At 70.0% G+C, this 18901-nt stretch carries 17 protein-coding genes and 1 tRNA gene; 13 read left to right on the top strand and 5 right to left on the bottom strand.

Annotated features, from left to right (window positions below; all coding sequences use genetic code 11):
- Nucleotides 1-370: 370 nt before the first annotated feature.
- From paaA to IE198_RS25180, 6 genes are all read left to right on the top strand, one after another.
- The gene (gene paaA, locus IE198_RS25205; protein WP_189890433.1) at nucleotides 371-1339 is read left to right on the top strand and encodes a 1,2-phenylacetyl-CoA epoxidase subunit PaaA; all 969 of its coding nucleotides are present in this window, start codon (nucleotides 371-373) and stop codon (nucleotides 1337-1339) included.
- Entirely contained in the window at nucleotides 1336-1626 is a 291-nt protein-coding gene (paaB, locus tag IE198_RS25200; RefSeq protein ID WP_189890432.1) for a 1,2-phenylacetyl-CoA epoxidase subunit PaaB, read from the top strand. Before paaA ends, paaB begins: the two co-directional genes overlap by 4 nt.
- Complete coding sequence (gene paaC, locus IE198_RS25195) at nucleotides 1623-2396, top strand: 1,2-phenylacetyl-CoA epoxidase subunit PaaC (RefSeq protein ID WP_373299967.1); 774 nt, start codon at nucleotides 1623-1625, stop codon at nucleotides 2394-2396. Before paaB ends, paaC begins: the two co-directional genes overlap by 4 nt.
- Nucleotides 2390-2926: a 1,2-phenylacetyl-CoA epoxidase subunit PaaD gene (paaD, locus tag IE198_RS25190; protein ID WP_189890430.1), complete on the top strand. Its 537-nt coding sequence runs from the start codon at nucleotides 2390-2392 to the stop codon at nucleotides 2924-2926. Before paaC ends, paaD begins: the two co-directional genes overlap by 7 nt.
- Nucleotides 2927-3982 (top strand): 2Fe-2S iron-sulfur cluster-binding protein, encoded by a 1056-nt coding sequence (locus tag IE198_RS25185; protein WP_189890428.1) that lies wholly within the window; start codon nucleotides 2927-2929, stop codon nucleotides 3980-3982. It begins immediately after the preceding gene.
- Nucleotides 3983-4127: 145 nt separating this feature from the next.
- A complete protein-coding gene (locus IE198_RS25180; protein ID WP_189890425.1) occupies nucleotides 4128-5270 on the top strand; it encodes an acyl-CoA dehydrogenase family protein in 1143 nt (380 codons plus the stop codon).
- Nucleotides 5271-5328: 58 nt separating this feature from the next.
- On the opposite strand, the gene IE198_RS25175 is transcribed toward IE198_RS25180, so the two are convergent.
- The 4 genes from IE198_RS25175 to IE198_RS25160 all read right to left on the bottom strand — a co-directional run bounded on the left by IE198_RS25175 (nucleotide 5329) and on the right by IE198_RS25160 (nucleotide 8528).
- The gene (locus tag IE198_RS25175; protein WP_189890423.1) at nucleotides 5329-5673 is read right to left on the bottom strand and encodes a rhodanese-like domain-containing protein; all 345 of its coding nucleotides are present in this window, start codon (nucleotides 5671-5673) and stop codon (nucleotides 5329-5331) included.
- Between the two features lie 90 nt (nucleotides 5674-5763).
- Nucleotides 5764-6621: a J domain-containing protein gene (locus tag IE198_RS25170; RefSeq protein ID WP_189890421.1), complete on the bottom strand. Its 858-nt coding sequence runs from the start codon at nucleotides 6619-6621 to the stop codon at nucleotides 5764-5766.
- 33 nt (nucleotides 6622-6654) lie between these two features.
- Nucleotides 6655-8148 carry a DUF2252 domain-containing protein gene (locus IE198_RS25165; protein ID WP_189890418.1) on the bottom strand — a complete coding sequence of 498 codons (1494 nt, stop codon included), beginning with the start codon at nucleotides 8146-8148 and terminating at the stop codon, nucleotides 6655-6657.
- A 215-nt stretch (nucleotides 8149-8363) separates the two neighbouring features.
- Nucleotides 8364-8528, bottom strand: a complete 165-nt coding sequence (locus tag IE198_RS25160) for a hypothetical protein (protein WP_189890660.1) — start codon at nucleotides 8526-8528, stop codon at nucleotides 8364-8366.
- A gap of 273 nt (nucleotides 8529-8801) precedes the next feature.
- Here IE198_RS25160 and IE198_RS25155 point away from each other — a divergent pair, with 273 nt between their 5' ends.
- On the top strand, nucleotides 8802-9863 hold the full coding sequence (locus tag IE198_RS25155; protein ID WP_189890414.1) for a PucR family transcriptional regulator: 1062 nt from the start codon (nucleotides 8802-8804) through the stop codon (nucleotides 9861-9863).
- Between the two features lie 369 nt (nucleotides 9864-10232).
- Here the strand turns inward: IE198_RS25155 and IE198_RS25150 are convergent.
- Nucleotides 10233-10316: transfer RNA gene (locus IE198_RS25150), tRNA-Leu, on the bottom strand.
- A 338-nt stretch (nucleotides 10317-10654) separates the two neighbouring features.
- Between IE198_RS25150 and IE198_RS25145 the strand changes: the two genes are divergently transcribed.
- From IE198_RS25145 to pknB, 6 genes are all read left to right on the top strand, one after another.
- A complete protein-coding gene (locus IE198_RS25145) occupies nucleotides 10655-11491 on the top strand; it encodes an FHA domain-containing protein (protein ID WP_189890413.1) in 837 nt (278 codons plus the stop codon).
- A 10-nt stretch (nucleotides 11492-11501) separates the two neighbouring features.
- Nucleotides 11502-12017, top strand: a complete 516-nt coding sequence (locus IE198_RS25140; protein ID WP_189890412.1) for an FHA domain-containing protein FhaB/FipA — start codon at nucleotides 11502-11504, stop codon at nucleotides 12015-12017.
- A gap of 144 nt (nucleotides 12018-12161) precedes the next feature.
- Nucleotides 12162-13661, top strand: a complete 1500-nt coding sequence (locus IE198_RS25135; RefSeq protein WP_189890411.1) for a Stp1/IreP family PP2C-type Ser/Thr phosphatase — start codon at nucleotides 12162-12164, stop codon at nucleotides 13659-13661.
- Nucleotides 13662-13686: 25 nt separating this feature from the next.
- A complete protein-coding gene (locus tag IE198_RS25130) occupies nucleotides 13687-15114 on the top strand; it encodes an FtsW/RodA/SpoVE family cell cycle protein (protein WP_189890410.1) in 1428 nt (475 codons plus the stop codon).
- Nucleotides 15111-16571, top strand: a complete 1461-nt coding sequence (locus IE198_RS25125; protein ID WP_189890408.1) for a peptidoglycan D,D-transpeptidase FtsI family protein — start codon at nucleotides 15111-15113, stop codon at nucleotides 16569-16571. Before IE198_RS25130 ends, IE198_RS25125 begins: the two co-directional genes overlap by 4 nt.
- 168 nt (nucleotides 16572-16739) lie before the next feature.
- Nucleotides 16740-18743 carry a Stk1 family PASTA domain-containing Ser/Thr kinase gene (gene pknB, locus IE198_RS25120; protein WP_189890406.1) on the top strand — a complete coding sequence of 668 codons (2004 nt, stop codon included), beginning with the start codon at nucleotides 16740-16742 and terminating at the stop codon, nucleotides 18741-18743.
- Nucleotides 18744-18901: the final 158 nt, after the last annotated feature.

Below are 18901 nucleotides of genomic sequence, written 5' to 3'. Positions count from 1 at the left end.
CCGGGAGGCGCAGGCCGCTCAGCAGGGCCGACGGGAGCGGGCGAGCCTGAAGCCTCGCGAGGTCCGGGGATGCTTTCGGCGCCGGTGCCTGTGCCCGTGCCGTCACCCGGGCGGGGTTCGTCGAGCCCGGCTATCGGGCCGGCCTCGCTCCGGGCGCCCTGCCGGTCGCCTCCTGGCTGCCGGGCAGGGCGGGGCAGAGGCGGTCCGGAGCTCGCTCTTCCGGCACCCTTGCCTTCCTCTTCCTGGTAGGAATCCATCCCGCCCCGATCACCGTCGACCACCTCGGTCATCCACAGGGTTGACACCCTACGGGCCGCCGACCGACCATTGAAGCCGATGAACCGAACGATCGGTCGGTAGGGGAGTCCGGATGACGGTAGTGACTGCGGATGCGTACGAGGCGGCGTTCGACGCTGCCGTGGCCGCTGACGAGCGCATCGAACCGCGCGACTGGATGCCGGAGGCGTACCGAGCGTCGCTGGTCCGCCAGATGGCGCAGCACGCGCACTCGGAAATCATCGGCATGCAGCCGGAAGCGAACTGGATCACGCGGGCACCCTCGCTGCGCCGCAAGGCGATCCTGATGGCCAAGGTGCAGGACGAGGCCGGTCACGGCCTGTATCTGTACAGCGCCGCGGAGACGCTCGGCACCGGCCGCGACGAGCTGCTCGACAAGCTGCACACGGGCCGCCAGAAGTACTCCTCGATCTTCAACTACCCGACGCTGACCTGGGCCGACGTCGGCGCGATCGGCTGGCTGGTCGACGGAGCGGCGATCACCAACCAGGTGCCGCTCTGCCGCTGCTCCTACGGGCCCTACGCCCGGGCGATGGTGCGGATCTGCAAGGAGGAGTCCTTCCACCAGCGCCAGGGTTACGAGCTCCTGCTCACCCTGTCGAGGGGGACGCCCGAGCAGCACGCGATGGCACAGGACGCGGTGGATCGCTGGTGGTGGCCCTCGCTGATGATGTTCGGTCCGCCGGACGACGCGTCGGCACACTCGGCGCAGTCCATGGCATGGAAGATCAAGCGCCACTCGAACGACGAACTGCGCCAGCGCTTCGTCGACATCTGCGTCCCGCAGGCCCAGTCCCTGGGCCTCACCCTTCCGGACCCGGACCTGCGGTGGAACGAAGAACGCGGCCACCACGACTTCGGCGCGATCGACTGGGCCGAGTTCCAGGACGTCCTCAAGGGCAACGGCCCCTGCAACGAACAGCGGATCAACCAGCGCCGGCGGGCTCACGAAGAGGGAGCCTGGGTCAGGGACGCCGCCGCCGCGTACGCGGACAAGCACCAGGCAGCACTGCACACCGAGTCCGTGGAGGCGACGGCATGAGCAGCTCGACCGAATGGCCGCTGTGGGAGGTCTTCGTGCGTTCGCGCCGCGGACTGTCCCACACCCACGCGGGAAGCCTGCACGCGCCGGACGCGGAAATGGCCCTGCGCAATGCCCGCGACCTGTACACCCGGCGCGGCGAAGGCGTCTCGATCTGGGTGGTGCCGTCCACCGCGATCACCGCTTCCTCGCCGGACGAGAAGGACCCGTTCTTCGAGCCGGCCGCCGACAAGCCCTACCGGCACCCGACGTTCTACGAGATCCCGGAAGGGGTGAAGCACCTGTGACCGCGACGCCCACGACCCACGCGACAGCGCCGACGACCTCGGCCACGGCGGCCGACCCCGCGGTGAACGCCACTGCGGCACTGGCTCTCGGCGACGACGCGCTGGTGCTCTCCCACCGCCTTGGGGAGTGGGCCGGGCACGCACCGGTCCTGGAGGAGGAGGTCGCCCTCGCCAACATCGCGCTCGATCTGCTGGGGCAGGCGCGCGTGCTGCTGTCCCTCGTCGGCGACGAGGACGAGCTGGCCTTCCTTCGCGAGGAACGCTCGTTCCGGAACCTCCAGCTGGTCGAGCAGCCCAACGGTGACTTCGCGTGCACCATCGCCCGCCAGTTCTACTTCTCCGTCCACCAGCACCTGCTCTACCGGCAGCTGGCTGCAGGGGACGGCCCGTTCGCCGGGCTCGCCGGCAAGGCGGTCAAGGAGGTCGCCTACCACCAGGACCACGCGGAGCACTGGATCGTCCGGCTCGGCGACGGCACGGCGGAGAGCCATGAGCGGATGCAGCGGGCGTGCGATGCGCTCTGGCGGTTCACGGGTGAGATGTTCCAGCCGGTGGACGGGCTCGAGGTGGATCCGATGGCCCTGGAGGCGCTCTGGCTGGAGCGGGTCACAGAGGTTCTGGAGCGCGCGACGCTGACCGTTCCGTCCGGTGCACGCACGGGTGCCTGGGCCGCGGGGGCGGGGCGCCAGGGCCTGCACACCGAGTCGTTCGGGCGGATGCTCGCCGAGATGCAGCATCTGCACCGCAGTCACCCGGGAGCGTCATGGTGACGGGCACGGCCGGAAGGGCCCAGGCCGCGGGAGGCGCCGAGGCCGATACGAAGCTGGAGGCGGAGCTGCGCCGGCTGGCAGGCACGGTCCCCGACCCTGAGCTGCCGGTGCTGACCCTGGAGGAGCTCGGCGTCATCCGCGGTGTGCGTCTGCTCGGGCCCGGCAGCGTCGAGGTCCGACTGACGCCGACGTACACGGGATGTCCGGCCATCGAGGCCATGACCTCTGACATCGAGCAGGTACTGCACGACCACGGCATGACGACCGTGTCGGTCGTCAAGGTCCTCGCCCCGGCCTGGTCCACGGACGACATCAGCGCCGAAGGCCGCCGGAAACTGGCCGAGTTCGGCATAGCGCCGCCCCGTCATCACGCGGCGGACGAGCCGGTGCCGCTCACGCTCTCGGTGCGTTGCCCCCACTGCGGCTCGACCGAGACGGAGCTGCTCAGCCGGTTTTCCTCCACGGCTTGCAAAGCCCTGCGCAGGTGCGTCTCCTGTCGCGAACCATTCGACCACTTCAAGGAGTTGTAGATGTTCCATCTGCTCCGGGTCGGCGCGGTCGAACGGCTCACGGACGACTCGGTGGCCGTCACCTTCGACGTGCCCGCCGAGCTGCGCGAGACCTTCCGCCACATCCCCGGCCAGCATGTCGCGCTGCGCCGGGTCGTGGACGGCGTGGAGACCCGCCGTACCTACTCGATCTGCACCCCGGCCGCTCCGGTCGGCGGCGTCCCTGCGCTGCGTGTCGGTATCCGCCTTGTCGACGGCGGCGAGTTCTCCACGTACGCCCTCAAGGAACTGGCCGTCGGCGACACCGTCGAGGTGATGGCCCCGGCGGGCCGGTTCCTGTTCCAGCCGCGGCCGGGCCACTTCGCCGCCGTGGTGGGCGGCAGCGGCATCACACCGGTGCTGTCGATGGCCGCGACGCTGCTGGAAAGGGAGCCGGAAGCCCGGTTCTGTCTCGTCCGCAGCGACCGCACGGCGGCCTCAACGATGTTCCTCGACGAGGTGGCGGACCTCAAGGACCGTTACCCGGACCGCTTCCAGCTGGTCACGGTGCTCTCCCGCGAGGAGCAGCAGACGGGACTGCCGTCGGGTCGCCTGGACCAGGAGCGCATGACAGGGCTCCTGCCCGCACTGCTTCCGGTGACGGACATCGACGGCTGGTTCCTCTGCGGGCCGTTCGGACTCGTCCAGGCCGCCGAACGCGCTCTGCGCGGGCTCGGCGTGGACCGCGGCCGCATCCACCAGGAGATCTTCCACGTCGACGACGGTTCGGCACCGCTTCCTGCCTCCGCGGCAGCGCCGGCCCATGCCTCCCTCACGGCGACGCTCGACGGCCGGTCGGGCACCTGGCCGGTCAAGGAAGGGGAGTCGCTGCTTGAGACGGTGCTGCGCAGCCGCGCCGATGCGCCCTACGCCTGCAAGGGCGGTGTGTGCGGCACGTGCAGGGCGTTCCTGGTCTCGGGCGAGGTCCGCATGGACCGCAACTTCGCACTCGAGCCGGAGGAGACGGAAGCGGGCTATGTGCTTGCCTGCCAATCCCATCCGTCCACGGCCGAGGTGGAGTTGGACTTCGACCGCTGACCGGCCGAGCGCCCGCGAGGGAGCCGGCCCACCGGTCGTCCGTGCGCCACGACCATTTCCTCAAGGCACGGCCATTCCCTTGGTAACCGCCCTGACTTATCTTGACGATCCGTCAGATACGGCTGTGGCGCGGAGGGAGCGGGCAGTGGACTTCACCTTCACCGAGGAGCACCTGGCAGCCGTGGAGGCGGCCGAGGCGGTCTTCTCGGCAGTGGCGCCCGACGGGGTACCGAGTCCCGCGATGACCACGGGCGCGGTCGCCGAGGAGTTCGACCGCGGCCTGTGGGGCCGCCTCGCCGACTCCGACCTGCTGGACCTGGTGCTGCCGGCCGAGCACGGCGGCGCCGGCCTCGACCCCATCGCGCTCTGCCTGGTGCTGCGCGAGTCCGCAAAGGTGCTGGCACGTGTGCCGCTGCTGGAGACCGGCGCGATCGCGATGGCCGTGGCGCGCTACGGCAGTGCCGGACTCCGCAACGAGGTCCTCCCCCGGGTCGGCCGCGGCGAGCAGGTGCTCACGGCGGGTGCCGGCGGACGCACCGGACACGATCCCGCCGAGCTCGCCGTCACCGCGGACCGCCCTGCCGGACCGTCGGGCGGCTGGGTCCTCGACGGAGTACAGACGGCTGTGCCCTGGGCGCAGTGCGCGGACCGTATCGCTGTGCCCGCCCACACGGAAGACGGCAGGACGGTCATCGCTCTCGTACCGAACGCCTGCGACGGACTCGTCCTCGCCGAGCAGGTCTCCACGAGCGGCGAGCGTCTGGCGGAGGTCCGGCTGGAGGCCGTACGGATAGAGGACCGGGACCTGATCGACGACGAGCGGGCATGGGAGTGGCTCCGCGGGCTGCTCGTCACGGGCACTTGCGCCCTGGCGCTCGGCCTCGGTGAGCGGGTGCTGGCCATGACCGGTGAGTACACCGGCAAGCGGGAGCAGTTCGGCTTCCCGGTGGCCACGTTCCAGGCCGTGGCCATGCAGGCCGCAGACCGGTACATCGACCTGCGCGCCATGGAGGCCACCCTCTGGCAGGCCGCCTGGCGGATCAGCACCGGCTCCGGCGGGGCACTGCCGCCGGCGGGCGACATCGCGGTGGCCAAGATCTGGGCGTCGGAGGGGGTACGGCGCGTCGTGCAGACCGCGCAGCATCTGCACGGCGGCTTCGGCGCGGACGTCGACTACCCGCTCCACCGCTACCACGCCTGGGCCAAGCAGCTCGAGCTCTCCCTCGGCCCTGCGGCCGCCCACGAGGAGGCGCTCGGCGCTCTCCTCGCGGCCCATCCGCTCGGCTGAAGAAAGTCACGGCCGGACACGGCCGCCACGCCGGCGGCCGAGCCGGCCGTGCGCGACGTCAGAGCACGAAGGCGGGGCTGCCGTTCTCGGTGACCATGGGGCGTCCCGCCCCTTCCCAGGCGAGCATCCCGCCGTCGATGTTCACAGCATCGATGCCCTGTTGCACCAGGTACTGGGTGACCTGCGCGGAGCGACCGCCGACCCGGCACATCACATGGGCGCGCCGTCCGTCGGCCAGCGCCTCCGTCACCTCTCCGAAGCGGGCCACGAAGTCGCTCATCGGAATGTGCAGTGCGCCCTCGACATGGCCTGCCGCCCACTCGTCGGGCTCCCGCACGTCCAGCACCAGGCCGTCGGCGGGCACCGCCTCGACGTTCACCGAGGGCAGCGGGGCGAAGTTCATGAGTGATGCCTTCTCTCGTACGTGTAGGGGCGCCCGGGACTCCGCGGCGGTCCGGTGCCGCTTCCGCCAGGGCGAGGAGCCCCGGAAAACCTACTTCACCAGTGCGGCCAGTTCCGCCTCGCGCGCGGCCACCTGCGCCAGCAGTTGCTCGGCGATCTCCTCCAGCAGCCGGTCCGGGTCGTCGGGCGCCATCCGCAGCATCGCACCGATGGCGCTCTCCTCCAGTTCCCGGGCGACCGCCGTCAGCAACTCCTTGCGCTGCGCCAGCCACTCAAGCCGGGCGTAGAGCTCCTCGCTCTCGGTGAGCCGGGGTACGGCCGTCACCGGCCCGGCGGCCCACTCCTCGGCCAGCTCCTGCAGCCTGGTCTCGTCGCCCAGGGCGTAAGCGGCGTTCACCCGTGTGATGAATTCGTCGCGCCGAGTCCGCTCCGTCTCGTCCTGCGCCAGGTCCGGATGGGACTTGCGGACCAGTTCGCGGTACAGCTTGCGTGCCTCGTCGCTCGGCCGGACCCGCTTCGGCGCCTGCACGGACTGGTCGGTCAGCATCGCGGCAGCCTCGGGGGAGAGGCCGTCGGAATCCATCCAGTCGTGGAACAACTCGTCGACGCCGGGCATCGGAAGGACCATTGCCCGAGCCTCCTGCGCCTTGCGCAGATCCTCCGGGTCACCGCTGCGCGCCGCCCGCGCTTCCGCGATCTGCGCGTCCAGCTCGTCCAGCCGGGCGTACATGGGCCCGAGCTTCTGGTGGTGCAGCCGGGAGAAGTTCTCCACTTCCACCCGGAACGTCTCCACCGCGATCTCGAACTCGATCAGCGCATGCTCCGCGACCCCGACCGCCTTGGCCAGCCGGGCCTCCGGCCGGTCCTGCCCTTCGTGCTGGGCGGCCTGCTGCGCAGCACGCTCTTCGTCGTTATGGGTCGTCGGTCCCCCGGCGGCATCCTGAGTCACCGCTCCAGCCTACGGGCGCTGCCGGGGGCGCTGTCACACCCCCAGCTCAGCGGCTGTCCGACCGGTCCTGATGGCTGCCAGCAGATCCGCGTGATCGGCCTCCGTGCGGTCCGCGTACAGGACCGCGAACGCCGCCACCGCCTCGTCCAGCTCCTCGTTCTTGCCGCAGTAGCCGGCGAGCAGCCGCGGGTCCGCACTGTGGGAGTGAGCGCGGGCGAGCAGGGCGCCGGTCATCCGGCCATAGTCGTCGAGCTGGTCGGGCGTGAGGGCGGCGGGGTCGACGCTTCCCTTGCGGTTCCTGAACTGGCGCACCTGGAACGGGCGCCCCTCCACCGTCGTCCAGCCCAGCAGGCTGTCGCTGACGACCTGCATCCGCTTCTGGCCGTGCACCACCCGGCGGCCCTCGTGCTCCTCGCCGGACACCGGGAAGCCGGCGGCCGCCAAGTGGGGCACGAGCGCCGACGCCCGGGCCTCCTTGACCTGCAGCACCAGCGGTTCGCCCCGGTGGTCGAGGAGCAGCACCACGTACGACCGGGTCCCGACGCTTCCGGTGCCCACCACCCGGAAGGCGACGTCATGTATCGCGTAGCGCGAGAGGAGGGGCAGACGGTCGTGTCCGACCGTGGTCAGGTAGGTCTCCAGCGAAGCGGCCACGGCGGCTGCCTCCGCATCTGGCACCCGGCGCAGCACCGGCGGCGCGTCCACGAAGCGCCGCCCGCCGCCCGCGTCGTCCGCCACCACCTCGGTCGCCTTGGCCGCGAAGCGCGCGCTGGTGTTGTTGCGGGCCTTGGCCGAAACCCGCTCCAGCGTTCCCATCAGGTCGCGGGCGTCCGTGTGCGAGACGAGTTCCTCGTCGGCGATCGCGTTCCACGCGTCGAGCGCCGGCAGCTTGGCGAGCAGCCGCATGGTGCGCCGGTAGGCGCCCACGGCGTCGAACGCCGCCGCCCTGCACACGTCCTCATCGGTGCCCGCCGCACGGCCTGCCAGCACCAAGGACGTCGTGAGCCGCTTGAGGTCCCACTCCCACGGGCCGACGACGGTTTCGTCGAAGTCGTTGAGGTCGATCACGAGACCGCCGCGGGCGTCGCCGTACAGCCCGAAGTTCGCCGCGTGGGCGTCACCGCAGATCTGCGCCGCTACGCCGGTGACGGGCGTACCGACGAGGTCGTGGCCCATCAGACCGGCCGCTCCCCGCAGGAACGCGAACGGCGATGCGGCCATCCTGCCCACGCGTATCGGAGCGAGCTCCGGCACGCGCCCCCGGTTGGACTCCTCCACCGCCTGCACGGCGTCGGGCCTCCCGGCCGTGGGCACCAGCGACGCGTGCGCGGAGCGGCGCACCCGCTCCCGCAGTGCCTTTCCCGCATCCTTGGGCGACTGCGAGTCGCCCCGGGTCGCCGCGTGGGGCGCGAAGCCCCGGACCGCGGGAATTCGGCGTCCGGCACCGGCGCCGGCCCCGCCCACGCCGGCCGGCCCGTCCGCCGCAACCTCCGGCCGCTCCGTCACCGACGTCCTGGTCTCGCCCATGCCCGCTGCCTCCCCCGGCGACATACGCCATCAACATCAAGTGCCATGACCGTACCGCCGCGTCCCGACAGCCGTCTCCACCTGTGGACAACCCCCTGTGGACAACGCCGATCGGGCGGCCGACCGGGGCGGCGGGGCTGCAGGGCGCGACGGCTCCTGGCAAGGGTGGGTATCGCCAACCAGACTTCCCGGCGCACCTGACAGCAGTGAACGGGTCACCGGTCCCGGGCCCTCTTCCGGACGGACACCGAGACGGGGACACCGCCGAGGCTGGGCGCATCGGTGTCCACGTCCGCGTCGAAGCCGTCGTGAACGGCGGCGCCGAGCAGGACCATCAGCCGGAAACCGATGACGACCACGAGTGCCGCGGTGAACAGCACGGTGGGGAAGGGTCCGATGACGTTCAGGAAAGGGCCGGGTGCATCCCTCTTGCGTCTTCCCTGCGGCACGCTGCTTTCCGGGAACCGGCACCGTTCTGCCCACCCGGCCCCACGGCTTCCTGCTTGCAGCGCGGAACGCCTGGGCGCATTGCCGTCTCGCGGCAGCCTTTACGCCCTCTTGATGCCGGTGTCCGCCCCTCGGCCGCCGCGTGCCACCCTTGACGTCCACGCGTCAGGACGGCGTCATCGGCGCGTCAGGAACGGGGAGGGGCCATGGCGGAGCCGGACACGGTCGAGCAGTACCTGGAGGGGTACGCCCCGATACTGATGGGCGCCTGCACCACCGGCAGACGCCTCACCCGGGACGAACTCGAAGCGCTGCGGGCCCAAGGAGACCGGGCAGCCGAGGCCGGCATCGGACTGCGCCTCCTGGTCCGTGCCCATCTCTCCGCCGCACAGTCCGTGCGAGGGGAGTTGCGCGGCCCGGCTGCCGACCACCTGCTCGCGGCCGTGGAACAAGCGGTGGACGCCTTCGCGGAAGGGCATGAGCGAGCGCAGCGGCTCGCGATCCGGCAACAGGAGGCCACGCGGCGGGAGTTCATCGACGACCTGCTCCACGGCCGCAGTGACGCCGGCCGGCTCGCCGAACGGGCAGAGCGCTTCGGGCTGTTGCTGTCCCATGCCCACGCCGTCGCAGTCGCCGAGGGCCCGGAGCCGTACGACGACGGCTATGCCGTCACCCGCGGTGTCGAGTCGTCCCTCACGGCCCGCTTCGGTGACCGCCGGATCCTGCTGACCACGAAGAACGGCCGGCTGATCTGCATCGCCCCGGGCGGCCAGACCGATGTCCTGTCGTTCTTCGCCAAGCAGGCCCACGCCGCGACCGACGGCGGCCGGGTGGCGATCGGCCGGGCCCACCCGGGCGTCGGCGGCGTCGTCCACTCCTACGAAGAAGCGCTCAACGCCCTGGACCTGGCCACCCGCATGCACCTGGAAGCCCCGGTGCTGCACGCCTCGGACCTTCTGGTGTACCCCGTGCTCACTCGCGACCGGCAGGCCATGGCCGACCTGGTGCGCAGCGTCCTCGGCCCGCTCCAGGAGGCCCGCGGCGGCGCCCAGCCGCTCATCGACACCCTCACCGCGTACTTCGACACCGGCTGCGTGGCGGCCGAGGCGGCGCGGCGGCTCTCCTTGAGCGTCAGGGCGATGACCTACCGGCTGGAGCGCATCCGTCAGCTGACCGGCGCCGACCCGGGCGACCCCGTCGACCGCTACACCCTCCAGACGGCCGTCATCGGCGCCCGCCTGCTCGACTGGCCCGAGCAGGCCCTCTGACGGGCACACCGGATCCCGCCCCACGGACCCGGTCGTCACCCCTTCTCGGCGCGCCCCTGGTCCTGGGCGTACCGAGCGGGGACTTGCCGAGTCGTCCCACTCACTCCGGGGCTCTTCACCGGCACCGTCCGGCGACTGCTCCGCCGACGGTGTCCAGGGACGCCAAGAGCCCTCGAGCCGGGTCCATCGGGTCTGCCGGATCCCGGAGCAAGACCAGAAGCAGCCGGGCTCGGACGGTGGCCCGCGTCACCGCCGGAGCCGGCACCTGTGCGAAGCCACGTCCGCCGTGAAGCCGGCCACACAACGAGAAACGGGCCCTCGCCCGGACTTTCGTCTCCGGCGAGAACCCGTTTCGTCGGTTTCTCTCTGTGCGCGAGGGGGGAGTTGAACCCCCACGCCCTTGCGGGCACTGGAACCTGAATCCAGCGCGTCTGCCTATTCCGCCACCCGCGCATTGGGTGTTGTCGTCGGGTGCCCCGCCTGCTCGGTGCGACCCCCTGGCGACATGCAGAAGATTAGCACGGTGCACAGGGTGGATTCACATCCGTTTGTTTGGGTGCCCTGAGGAACGAACAGGGAACCAATCGAGCGGGCCGCGGAACGCAGGGCGGCGTCACCCACTCCTCCTGTATGCATCCCGGGTGCGGGACACTGTCAGGAGGCCGCCTCTACGATCCGGTGTGAGAGGTGACACTCATCGACGGGGCAGACAAGGGGAACCAGCCGATTTCCCGACGCGTGGATACGATCAGTAAGCAGTACCAGGGCGACAACGACGGAGGAGGTGCCCCATGGGAGTCCTGAAGCGTTTCGAGCAACGTCTCGAAGGCCTGGTCAACGGCACCTTCGCCAAGGTGTTCAAGTCCGAGGTCCAGCCCGTCGAGATCGCGGGCGCCCTCCAGCGGGAGTGCGACAACAACGCGACGATCTGGAATCGCGAGCGGACCGTCGTCCCCAACGACTTCATCGTGGAGCTCAGCGCACCCGACTTCGAGCGCCTGAGCCCGTACTCGGGCCAGCTCGGCGACGAGCTGTCCGGCCTGGTCCGCGACTACGCCAAGCAGCAGCGCTACACCTTCATGGGTCCGATCAAGGTCCACCTCGAGAAGGCGGACGACCTCGACACCGGCCTGTACCGGGTGCGCAGCCGCACTCTGGCGTCGAGTACGTCACAGTCGCCCGGAGGAGGTGCCCCAGCGGGCGCCGGCGCCCGCGGCGGCTACGGCTACCCTCCGGCCGCCGCACCTCCGATGCCGGCCGCGCCACCTCCCGGCATGCCCGCAGGCCCGCGTCCCGGTCCCGTGACCGGCCAGCGCATGCCGGGCCCGGGCGCCATGCCGAACGCACAAGTACGACGCTGGATCGAGATCAACGGCACACGCCATCAGATCTCCCGCCCGACGCTGGTGCTGGGTCGCAGCACCGACGCCGATGTGCGGATCGACGACCCCGGCGTATCCCGCCGGCACTGTGAGATCCGGACCGGAACGCCCTCGACGATCCAGGATCTCGGGTCCACCAACGGCATCGTGGTGGACGGGCAGCACACCACCCGCGCTACGCTCCGCGACGGCTCGCGGATCGTCGTGGGCAGCACCACCATCGTTTACCGGCAAGCCGAAGGGTGAAGCGGGGGCAATGTCAGAGCTGACCCTGACGGTCATGCGGCTAGGTTTCCTGGCTGTTCTGTGGCTGTTCGTCATCGTGGCCGTCCAGGTCATCCGCAGCGATCTGTTCGGTACGCGGGTGACACAGCGCGGTTCACGCCGCGGCGCCGACCAGCGTTCCCAGCAGCAGCAGCGCCAGCAGGGCGCACCGCCGCCGCAGCGCCAGCAGGGCGGCGGTCGCCAGCGGCGGGGGGCGCCGACGAAGCTGGTCGTGTCCGAGGGCACACTCACCGGCACCACCGTCGCCCTCCAGGGCCAGACCATCACCCTGGGCCGGGCGCACGACTCCACGATCGTGCTGGACGACGACTACGCGTCCAGCAGGCATGCCAGGATCTACCCGGACCGTGACGGCCAGTGGATCGTCGAGGATCTCGGGTCCACCAACGGCACATATCTCGACCGGACCCGGCTCACCACGCCGACACCGATTCCGCTGGGCGCGCCGATCCGCATCGGCAAGACCGTCATCGAGCTGCGGAAGTAGTACGACAATGAGCGAGCGGAGCGAGCGAGCCGCAGCGGGCCCCACCGGCGACCTGCGCGGGCTGCTCCCGACCGGAGGGTGGGCAGTGTGGCTCGAGACCGGCTGGCGCGACAATCGCCCGGCGAGCCGACGGGTGAGGTCCGCATGAGTCTTTCTCTGCGTTTCGCCGCCGGATCGCACAAGGGCATGATCCGCGAGGGCAACGAGGACTCCGGTTACGCCGGCCCCCGTCTGCTGGCCATCGCCGACGGCATGGGCGGCCAGGCAGCCGGAGAGGTCGCCTCCTCCGAGGTCATCTCCACGCTCGTCACGCTCGACGACGACGTACCGGGCTCCGACATCCTCACTTCGCTCGGCACCGCCGTGCAGCGCGCGAACGACCAGCTCCGGATGATGGTCGAGGAGGACCCGCAGCTCGAGGGCATGGGTACCACGCTCACCGCGCTGCTGTGGACGGGCCAGCGGCTCGGCCTGGTGCACGTCGGCGACTCCCGGGCGTATTTGCTCCGCGACGGCGTCCTGACACAGATCACGCAGGACCACACCTGGGTGCAGCGGCTCGTCGACGAGGGCCGGATCACCGAGGAGGAAGCCACCACCCACCCGCAGCGCTCCCTGCTGATGCGCGCGCTGGGCAGTGGCGACCATGTGGAGCCGGACCTCTCCATCCGCGAGGTCCGCGCCGGTGACCGCTATCTGATCTGCTCCGACGGCCTGTCCGGCGTCGTCTCGCACCAGACCATGGAGGAGACGCTCGCCAGCTACCAGGGCCCGCAGGAGACCGTGCAGGACCTGATCCAGCTCGCCCTGCGCGGCGGCGGCCCCGACAACATCACCTGCATCGTCGCCGACGTCCTCGACACCGACTCGGGCGACACCCTGGCCGGTCAGCTCAGCGACACCCCCGTCGTCGTCGGCGCGGTCGCGGAGAACCAGCACCAGCTGAACGACGGCGGCGCCATGCAGACCCCGGCCGGCCGCGCCGCGGGGCTGGGACGCCCCTCCGCTCCGGAGGCACCGGGCGGCAGCTTCGGCCCGCCCGGATCCGGTGGCGGCGCAGGGTACGGCGGCATGCCGCCCGAGGGCAGCTTCGGCGCCTACACCGACGACGACTTCGCGAAGCGGGGCGGCGGCCGCAAGTGGCTGAAGCGTTCGCTCTACACGGTGCTCGCCCTGGCTGTCGTCGGCGGCGGTCTGTACGGCGGTTACCGCTGGACCCAGACCCAGTACTACGTCGGCACCAAGGGCGAGCACGTGGCCCTGTACCGCGGCATCAGCCAGGACCTCGCCTGGGTCTCGCTCTCGGAGGTCCAGAAGGACCACCCCGAGATCGAACTCAAGTACCTACCGCCCTACCAGCGCAAGCGGGTCGAGGCGACGATCACCGAGGACAGCCTCACCACCGCCCGCGCCAAGATCGACGAGCTCGCCAAGCAGGCAGGCGTCTGCAAGAAGGACGAGCAGCGCCGCGACGCCGCCGATCGCGCGAGCAGCCCGCCTCCGGGCGAGGGCCAGGCCGGCGGCACCGCCGGCACGCCCACCACCCAGGACGCGAAGACCAAGCCGACCGCAGCCTCTCCCTCCCCGGGTCCCACCCTCTCGGAGGAGGAGCAGAAGCTGGCCTCGAACTGCGGCAAGCAGTAATCGTCCGTAGGGGGCCTTCTCCATCATGAGCGTTGTCACCAACACGACCACGATCGGCGCGATCGACGCGCCGAGCCGGCGGAACACGGAGCTGATGCTCCTTGGATTCGCCGTGGCCATCCCGGTATTCGCCTACATCAACGTGGGCCTCGCCCTCGACGGCGAGCTGCCCGCCGGCGTCCTCGGATACGGCCTCGGCCTCGGCCTGCTGGCCGGCGTGGCCCACCTCGTGGTGCGCAGATTCGCCAAGTACGCGGATCCGCTGCTGCTGCCGCTGGCGACGCTGCTGAACGGTCTCGGCCTGGTGCTCATCTGGCGGCTCGACCAGTCGCCCCGGCTGCTGGCGCGCAGCGACTTCTCTCCGCAGGCCACCAACCAGCTGATGTACTCGGCGCTCGGCATCGCGCTCTTCGTCGGTGTCCTGCTGGTCCTGAAGGACCACCGCATCCTGCAGCGGTTCACGTACATCTCGATGGCGGCGTCCATCGTCCTGCTGCTGCTGCCGCTGGTGCCGGGGCTCGGAATGCCGATCTTCGGCGCCAAGATCTGGATCAGGGTCGGCGGATTCTCCATCCAGCCCGGCGAGTTCGCGAAGATCATCATCGCGGTCTTCTTCTCCGGGTACCTCATGGTCAAGCGCGACGCCCTCGCGCTCGCCAGCCGTCGGTTCATGGGCCTGTACCTGCCGCGCGGCCGCGACCTCGGTCCGATCATCACGATCTGGGCCATGAGCCTGCTGATCCTGGTCTTCGAGAACGACCTCGGTACGTCACTGCTGTTCTTCGGCATGTTCGTGGTCATGCTGTACGTGGCCACCGAGCGGACCAGCTGGATCGTCATGGGTCTGCTGATGTCCGTGGCCGGTGCGGTCGTGGTCTCCCAGTTCGCGAGTCACGTGCAGTCCCGCGTGGCCGCCTGGCTCGACCCCTTCGATTGCCTGGAGACCGCGGAGCCGGGCACCAACATGGCCTTCGCCTGCGACCAGATGACCCAGGTGCTGATGTCGTTCGGCGCCGGCGGGACACTCGGCACCGGCTGGGGCCAGGGCAACTCCGACCTCATCCAGTTCGCAGCCAACTCCGACTTCATCTTCGCCACCGTGGGTGAGGAGCTCGGCCTGGCCGGCGTGATGGCCTTCCTGCTGCTGTACGGCCTGATCATCGAGCGCGGCGTCCGTACCGCGCTGGCGGCGCGCGACCCGTTCGGCAAGCTGCTGGCGATCGGCCTCTCCGGCGCGTTCGCCCTCCAGGTGTTCGTCGTGGCCGGTGGTGTGATGGGCCTCATCCCGCTGACCGGTATGACGATGCCGTTCCTCGCGGCCGGTGGTTCGTCCGTCATCGCCAACTGGGCCCTGATCGGCATCCTGATCCGTATCAGCGACACCGCGCGCCGCCCCGCGCCCGCGCCCGCCCCGTCCCCTGACGCCGAGATGACCCAGGTGGTCCGACCGTGAACAAGCCCCTGCGCCGGATCGCGATCTTCTGCGGACTCCTCGTCCTCGCCCTGATGATCCGGGACAACTGGCTCCAGTACGTCCGTGCCGACGAGCTGAACACGCACAAGAAGAACAAGCGTGTGGAGATCGAGCGCTACGCCCACGAGCGCGGCAACATCATCGTCGACGGCAAGGCCATCACCGGCTCCGCCGAGACGGACGACAACTACTACAAGTACAAGCGCACCTACACCAACGGCCCGCTGTGGGCCCCGGTGACCGGTTACGCCTCGCAGGTGTTCGGCGCCAACCAGCTCGAGAAGCTCGAGGACGGCATCCTCACCGGCAACTCCGACCAGCTTTTCTTCGACCGCACGATGGCGATGTTCACCGGCGACAAGAAGAAGGGCGGCAACGTCGTCACCACCCTCAACGGCAAGGCCCAGAAGGCCGCGTTCGAGGGGCTCGGCGACAAGAAGGGCGCCGTCGCCGCGATCGACCCGAGGACGGGCAAGATCCTCGCCCTCGCCTCGACACCTTCGTACGACCCCTCGTCCTTCGCCGGCCGTCTGGAGAACGACGGGAAGGCCTGGACGGCGCTGACCAACGACCCTGACAAGCCGATGCTGAACCGGGCGCTGCGCGAGACGTACCCGCCCGGCTCCACGTTCAAGGTGGTCACGGCCGCCGCCGCGCTCGAGTACGGCGCGGTCGACAACATCGACGCGCCCACGGAAACCCCCGAGCCGTACATCCTCCCCGGCACCCGCACGCCGATGGTCAACCACGCCGACGGTTGCGAGAACGCCACCCTGAACAGGGCCATGGAGGTCTCCTGCAACTCCGTCTTCGCCAAGCTCGGCGACGACGTGAGCCGCGACAAGATGGTCGAGATGGCGGAGAAGTTCGGCTTCAACAACCCGGAGATCGACACCCCGGTCCGTGCCGCCGCCTCCGTCTACGACAAGAAGATGAACCGCGACGGCAACGCGCAGTCCGCCATCGGCCAGTTCAACACCGCGGCCACCCCCCTTCAGATGGCGATGGTCACCGCGGCGATCGCCAACGACGGCAAGCTGATGAAGCCGTACATGGTCGACCAGCTCGAGGCGCCCAACCTGGACGTCATCGAGAGGACCGATCCCGAGGAGATGAGCCGGCCGATCTCCGCGGAGAACGCCCAGCTCCTCCAGCAAATGATGGAGAACGTCGTCGAGACCGGCACCGGCACCAACGCGGCGATCGACGGCGTCAAGGTCGGCGGCAAGACCGGTACCGCTCAGCACGGCGAGAACAACAGCAAGAACCCCTACGCCTGGTTCATCTCGTACGCCAAGGACGACAACGGGTCGCCGGTCGCCGTCGCGGTCGTGGTCGAGGACAGCAACGCCCGCCGGGACGACATCTCCGGTGGCGGCCTCGCCGCCCCGATCGCCAAGGCCGTGATGCAGGCGGTGCTGGGCGACAACCAGTGACGAGGATCACTCCCGACCTTCATACCTGCACATTGCGATACCGGTCGGGTATCAGCTGCCGATTGCGGGCGGATCAAGTACGGCGTGCCCGGTAGCCTTTGCGCGAACAGCACACCGGAGGACCACACACGGGTGCGGTCGGGACTGACGGAGAGGGCTGGAACAGTTATGGAAGAGCCGCGTCGCCTCGGCGGCCGGTATGAACTGGGCTCGGTGCTCGGCCGTGGTGGCATGGCCGAGGTTTACCTCGCCCACGACACCCGGCTCGGCCGCACTGTCGCCGTGAAGACGCTGCGGGCCGACCTCGCCCGCGACCCGTCCTTCCAGGCCCGGTTCCGCCGTGAGGCACAGTCCGCCGCCTCGCTCAACCACCCGGCGATCGTCGCCGTCTACGACACTGGCGAGGACTATGTCGACGGGGTCTCGATCCCGTACATCGTCATGGAGTACGTCGACGGGTCCACGCTGCGTGAGCTGCTTCACTCCGGCCGCAAGCTGCTGCCGGAGCGCACGCTCGAGATGACCGTGGGCATCCTGCAGGCGCTCGAGTACTCGCACCGCGCCGGCATCGTCCACCGCGACATCAAGCCGGCGAACGTCATGTTGACCCGTACCGGTCAGGTCAAGGTCATGGACTTCGGCATCGCCCGGGCCATGGGCGACTCCGGTATGACCATGACGCAGACCGCGGCCGTCATCGGCACCGCCCAGTACCTCTCCCCGGAGCAGGCCAAGGGCGAGCAGGTCGACGCCCGCTCCGACCTCTACTCGACGGGCTGTCTGCTCTACGAGCTCCTCACCGTCCGTCCGCCCTTCGTGGGCGACTCCCCGGTGGCCGTGGCCTACCAGCACGTACGGGAAGAGCCGCAGCCGCCCAGCAACTTCGACCCCGAGATCACGCCCGAGATGGACGCGATCGTGTTGAAGGCCCTGGTCAAGGACCCGGACTACCGCTACCAGTCCGCCGACGAGATGCGCGCGGACATCGAGGCGTGCCTCGACGGCCAGCCGGTCGCCGCCACGGCGGCGATGGGCGCTGTCGGCTACGGCGGCGGCTATGCACCGGAGGACCAGCCGACCACGGCTCTGCGCCAGGCGGACCCGGCCGGCCAGACGTCGATGCTGCCGCCCATGAACCCGGACGACGGCGGCTTCGGCGGCTACGACGACCGCCAGGGCCGCAGACGCCAGAAGAAGTCCAACACCTCGACCATCCTGCTGGTCCTCGCGGGCATCCTGGTGCTCGTCGGCGCGGTGCTGATCGGCAAGTCGCTCTTCGACACCAGCGACGGCGGCGGCAAGGTGCCCGTTCCGCAGCTGGTGGGCCTCTCGCTCAAGGAGGCCAAGGACGCCGCGAGGAACTCCAGCGTGGAGGTCACCGAGTCGGGCACGGAGCGCTGCGACCAGCCCAAGGGCAAGATCTGCTCCCAGGACCCCGAGCCTCCGGCCAAGATGAACGAGGGTGAGACCATCCGGGTCGTCGTCTCGGAGGGCGCGCCCAAGGTCGAGGTGCCCGACGTCATCGACAAGGACGTGGAATCGGCCACCGAGATCCTTGAGAAGAAGAAGTTCAAGGTCGAGGTCGATGAGGTCGAGTCGGCCGAGGAGGAGCCCGGCACGGTCCTCGAGCAGGACCCCCCGGGCAGCAGCATGGCCGAGGTCAACACCACCGTCACCCTCACCGTCGCCAAGCAGGCCAAGCAGGACCTGCCGAACGTCGTCGGCCAGCAGATCGATCCGGTCACGAGCCAGCTCCAGCTGCTCGGGTTCCAGGTGAACCGGGTGGACGTCGACTCCGACAAGCCGCTGGGCGAGATCATCAGCCAGGACCCGCCGGCCGGTAAGGTCGCCAAGGGCTCCAAGGTCACCCTCCAGGTCTCCAAGGGCCCGGCCCAGACACAGGTCCCGGTCCCGGAGTTCCGCACCAGGACGGTCGCGGAGGCCAAGCAGATCCTGGCGCAGGCAGGTTTCAACACCATCCAGTTCGCGCCTGGCAGCCCTCAGGACGACAACGCGATCGTCACGGGCTCCAACCCGCCCCCCGGCACCCCCGCCGACCCGGCCACCACCACGATCGTTCTTCAGACCATCGGCGGTGGCGGCGACAACGGCGGAAACGGCAACGGCGGCGGAGACAACGGCGGCCTCTTCGGCGGAATCGACAACGACTGACGCTCCGCCCTCCCGCAGCAACCGGCGCTGAGCCCCGGCACCTTCCAGGTGCCGGGGCTCAGCCCGTGCGGGACAAAGGAAGACGCCGGAAGCTAGTGTCCTGCGCCAGTAGTTGATCGTTAGTTTTTGTGTGACTTCTGCTGCTGGTGCGTCAGTTC

The organism is Streptomyces xantholiticus, assembly GCF_014651015.1.
Classification (GTDB): Bacteria; Actinomycetota; Actinomycetes; order Streptomycetales; family Streptomycetaceae; genus Streptomyces; species Streptomyces xantholiticus.
This window is presented reverse-complemented; position numbering and strand designations above follow the sequence as displayed.

Bases quoted from the DNA above. Each gene is read 5' to 3' on its own strand.
- paaB (WP_189890432.1), top strand. From the start codon at position 1,336: ATGAGCAGCTCGACCGAATGGCCGCTGTGGGAGGTCTTCGTGCGTTCG.
- IE198_RS25185 (WP_189890428.1), top strand. From the start codon at position 2,927: ATGTTCCATCTGCTCCGGGTCGGCGCGGTCGAACGGCTCACGGACGAC.
- IE198_RS25175 (WP_189890423.1), bottom strand. From the start codon at position 5,673: ATGAACTTCGCCCCGCTGCCCTCGGTGAACGTCGAGGCGGTGCCCGCC.
- IE198_RS25145 (WP_189890413.1), top strand. From the start codon at position 10,655: ATGGGAGTCCTGAAGCGTTTCGAGCAACGTCTCGAAGGCCTGGTCAAC.
- IE198_RS25155 (WP_189890414.1), top strand. From the start codon at position 8,802: ATGGCGGAGCCGGACACGGTCGAGCAGTACCTGGAGGGGTACGCCCCG.
- IE198_RS25140 (WP_189890412.1), top strand. From the start codon at position 11,502: ATGTCAGAGCTGACCCTGACGGTCATGCGGCTAGGTTTCCTGGCTGTT.
- paaD (WP_189890430.1), top strand. From the start codon at position 2,390: ATGGTGACGGGCACGGCCGGAAGGGCCCAGGCCGCGGGAGGCGCCGAG.
- paaA (WP_189890433.1), top strand. From the start codon at position 371: ATGACGGTAGTGACTGCGGATGCGTACGAGGCGGCGTTCGACGCTGCC.
- pknB (WP_189890406.1), top strand. From the start codon at position 16,740: ATGGAAGAGCCGCGTCGCCTCGGCGGCCGGTATGAACTGGGCTCGGTG.
- IE198_RS25165 (WP_189890418.1), bottom strand. From the start codon at position 8,148: ATGGGCGAGACCAGGACGTCGGTGACGGAGCGGCCGGAGGTTGCGGCG.
- IE198_RS25130 (WP_189890410.1), top strand. From the start codon at position 13,687: ATGAGCGTTGTCACCAACACGACCACGATCGGCGCGATCGACGCGCCG.
- IE198_RS25135 (WP_189890411.1), top strand. From the start codon at position 12,162: ATGAGTCTTTCTCTGCGTTTCGCCGCCGGATCGCACAAGGGCATGATC.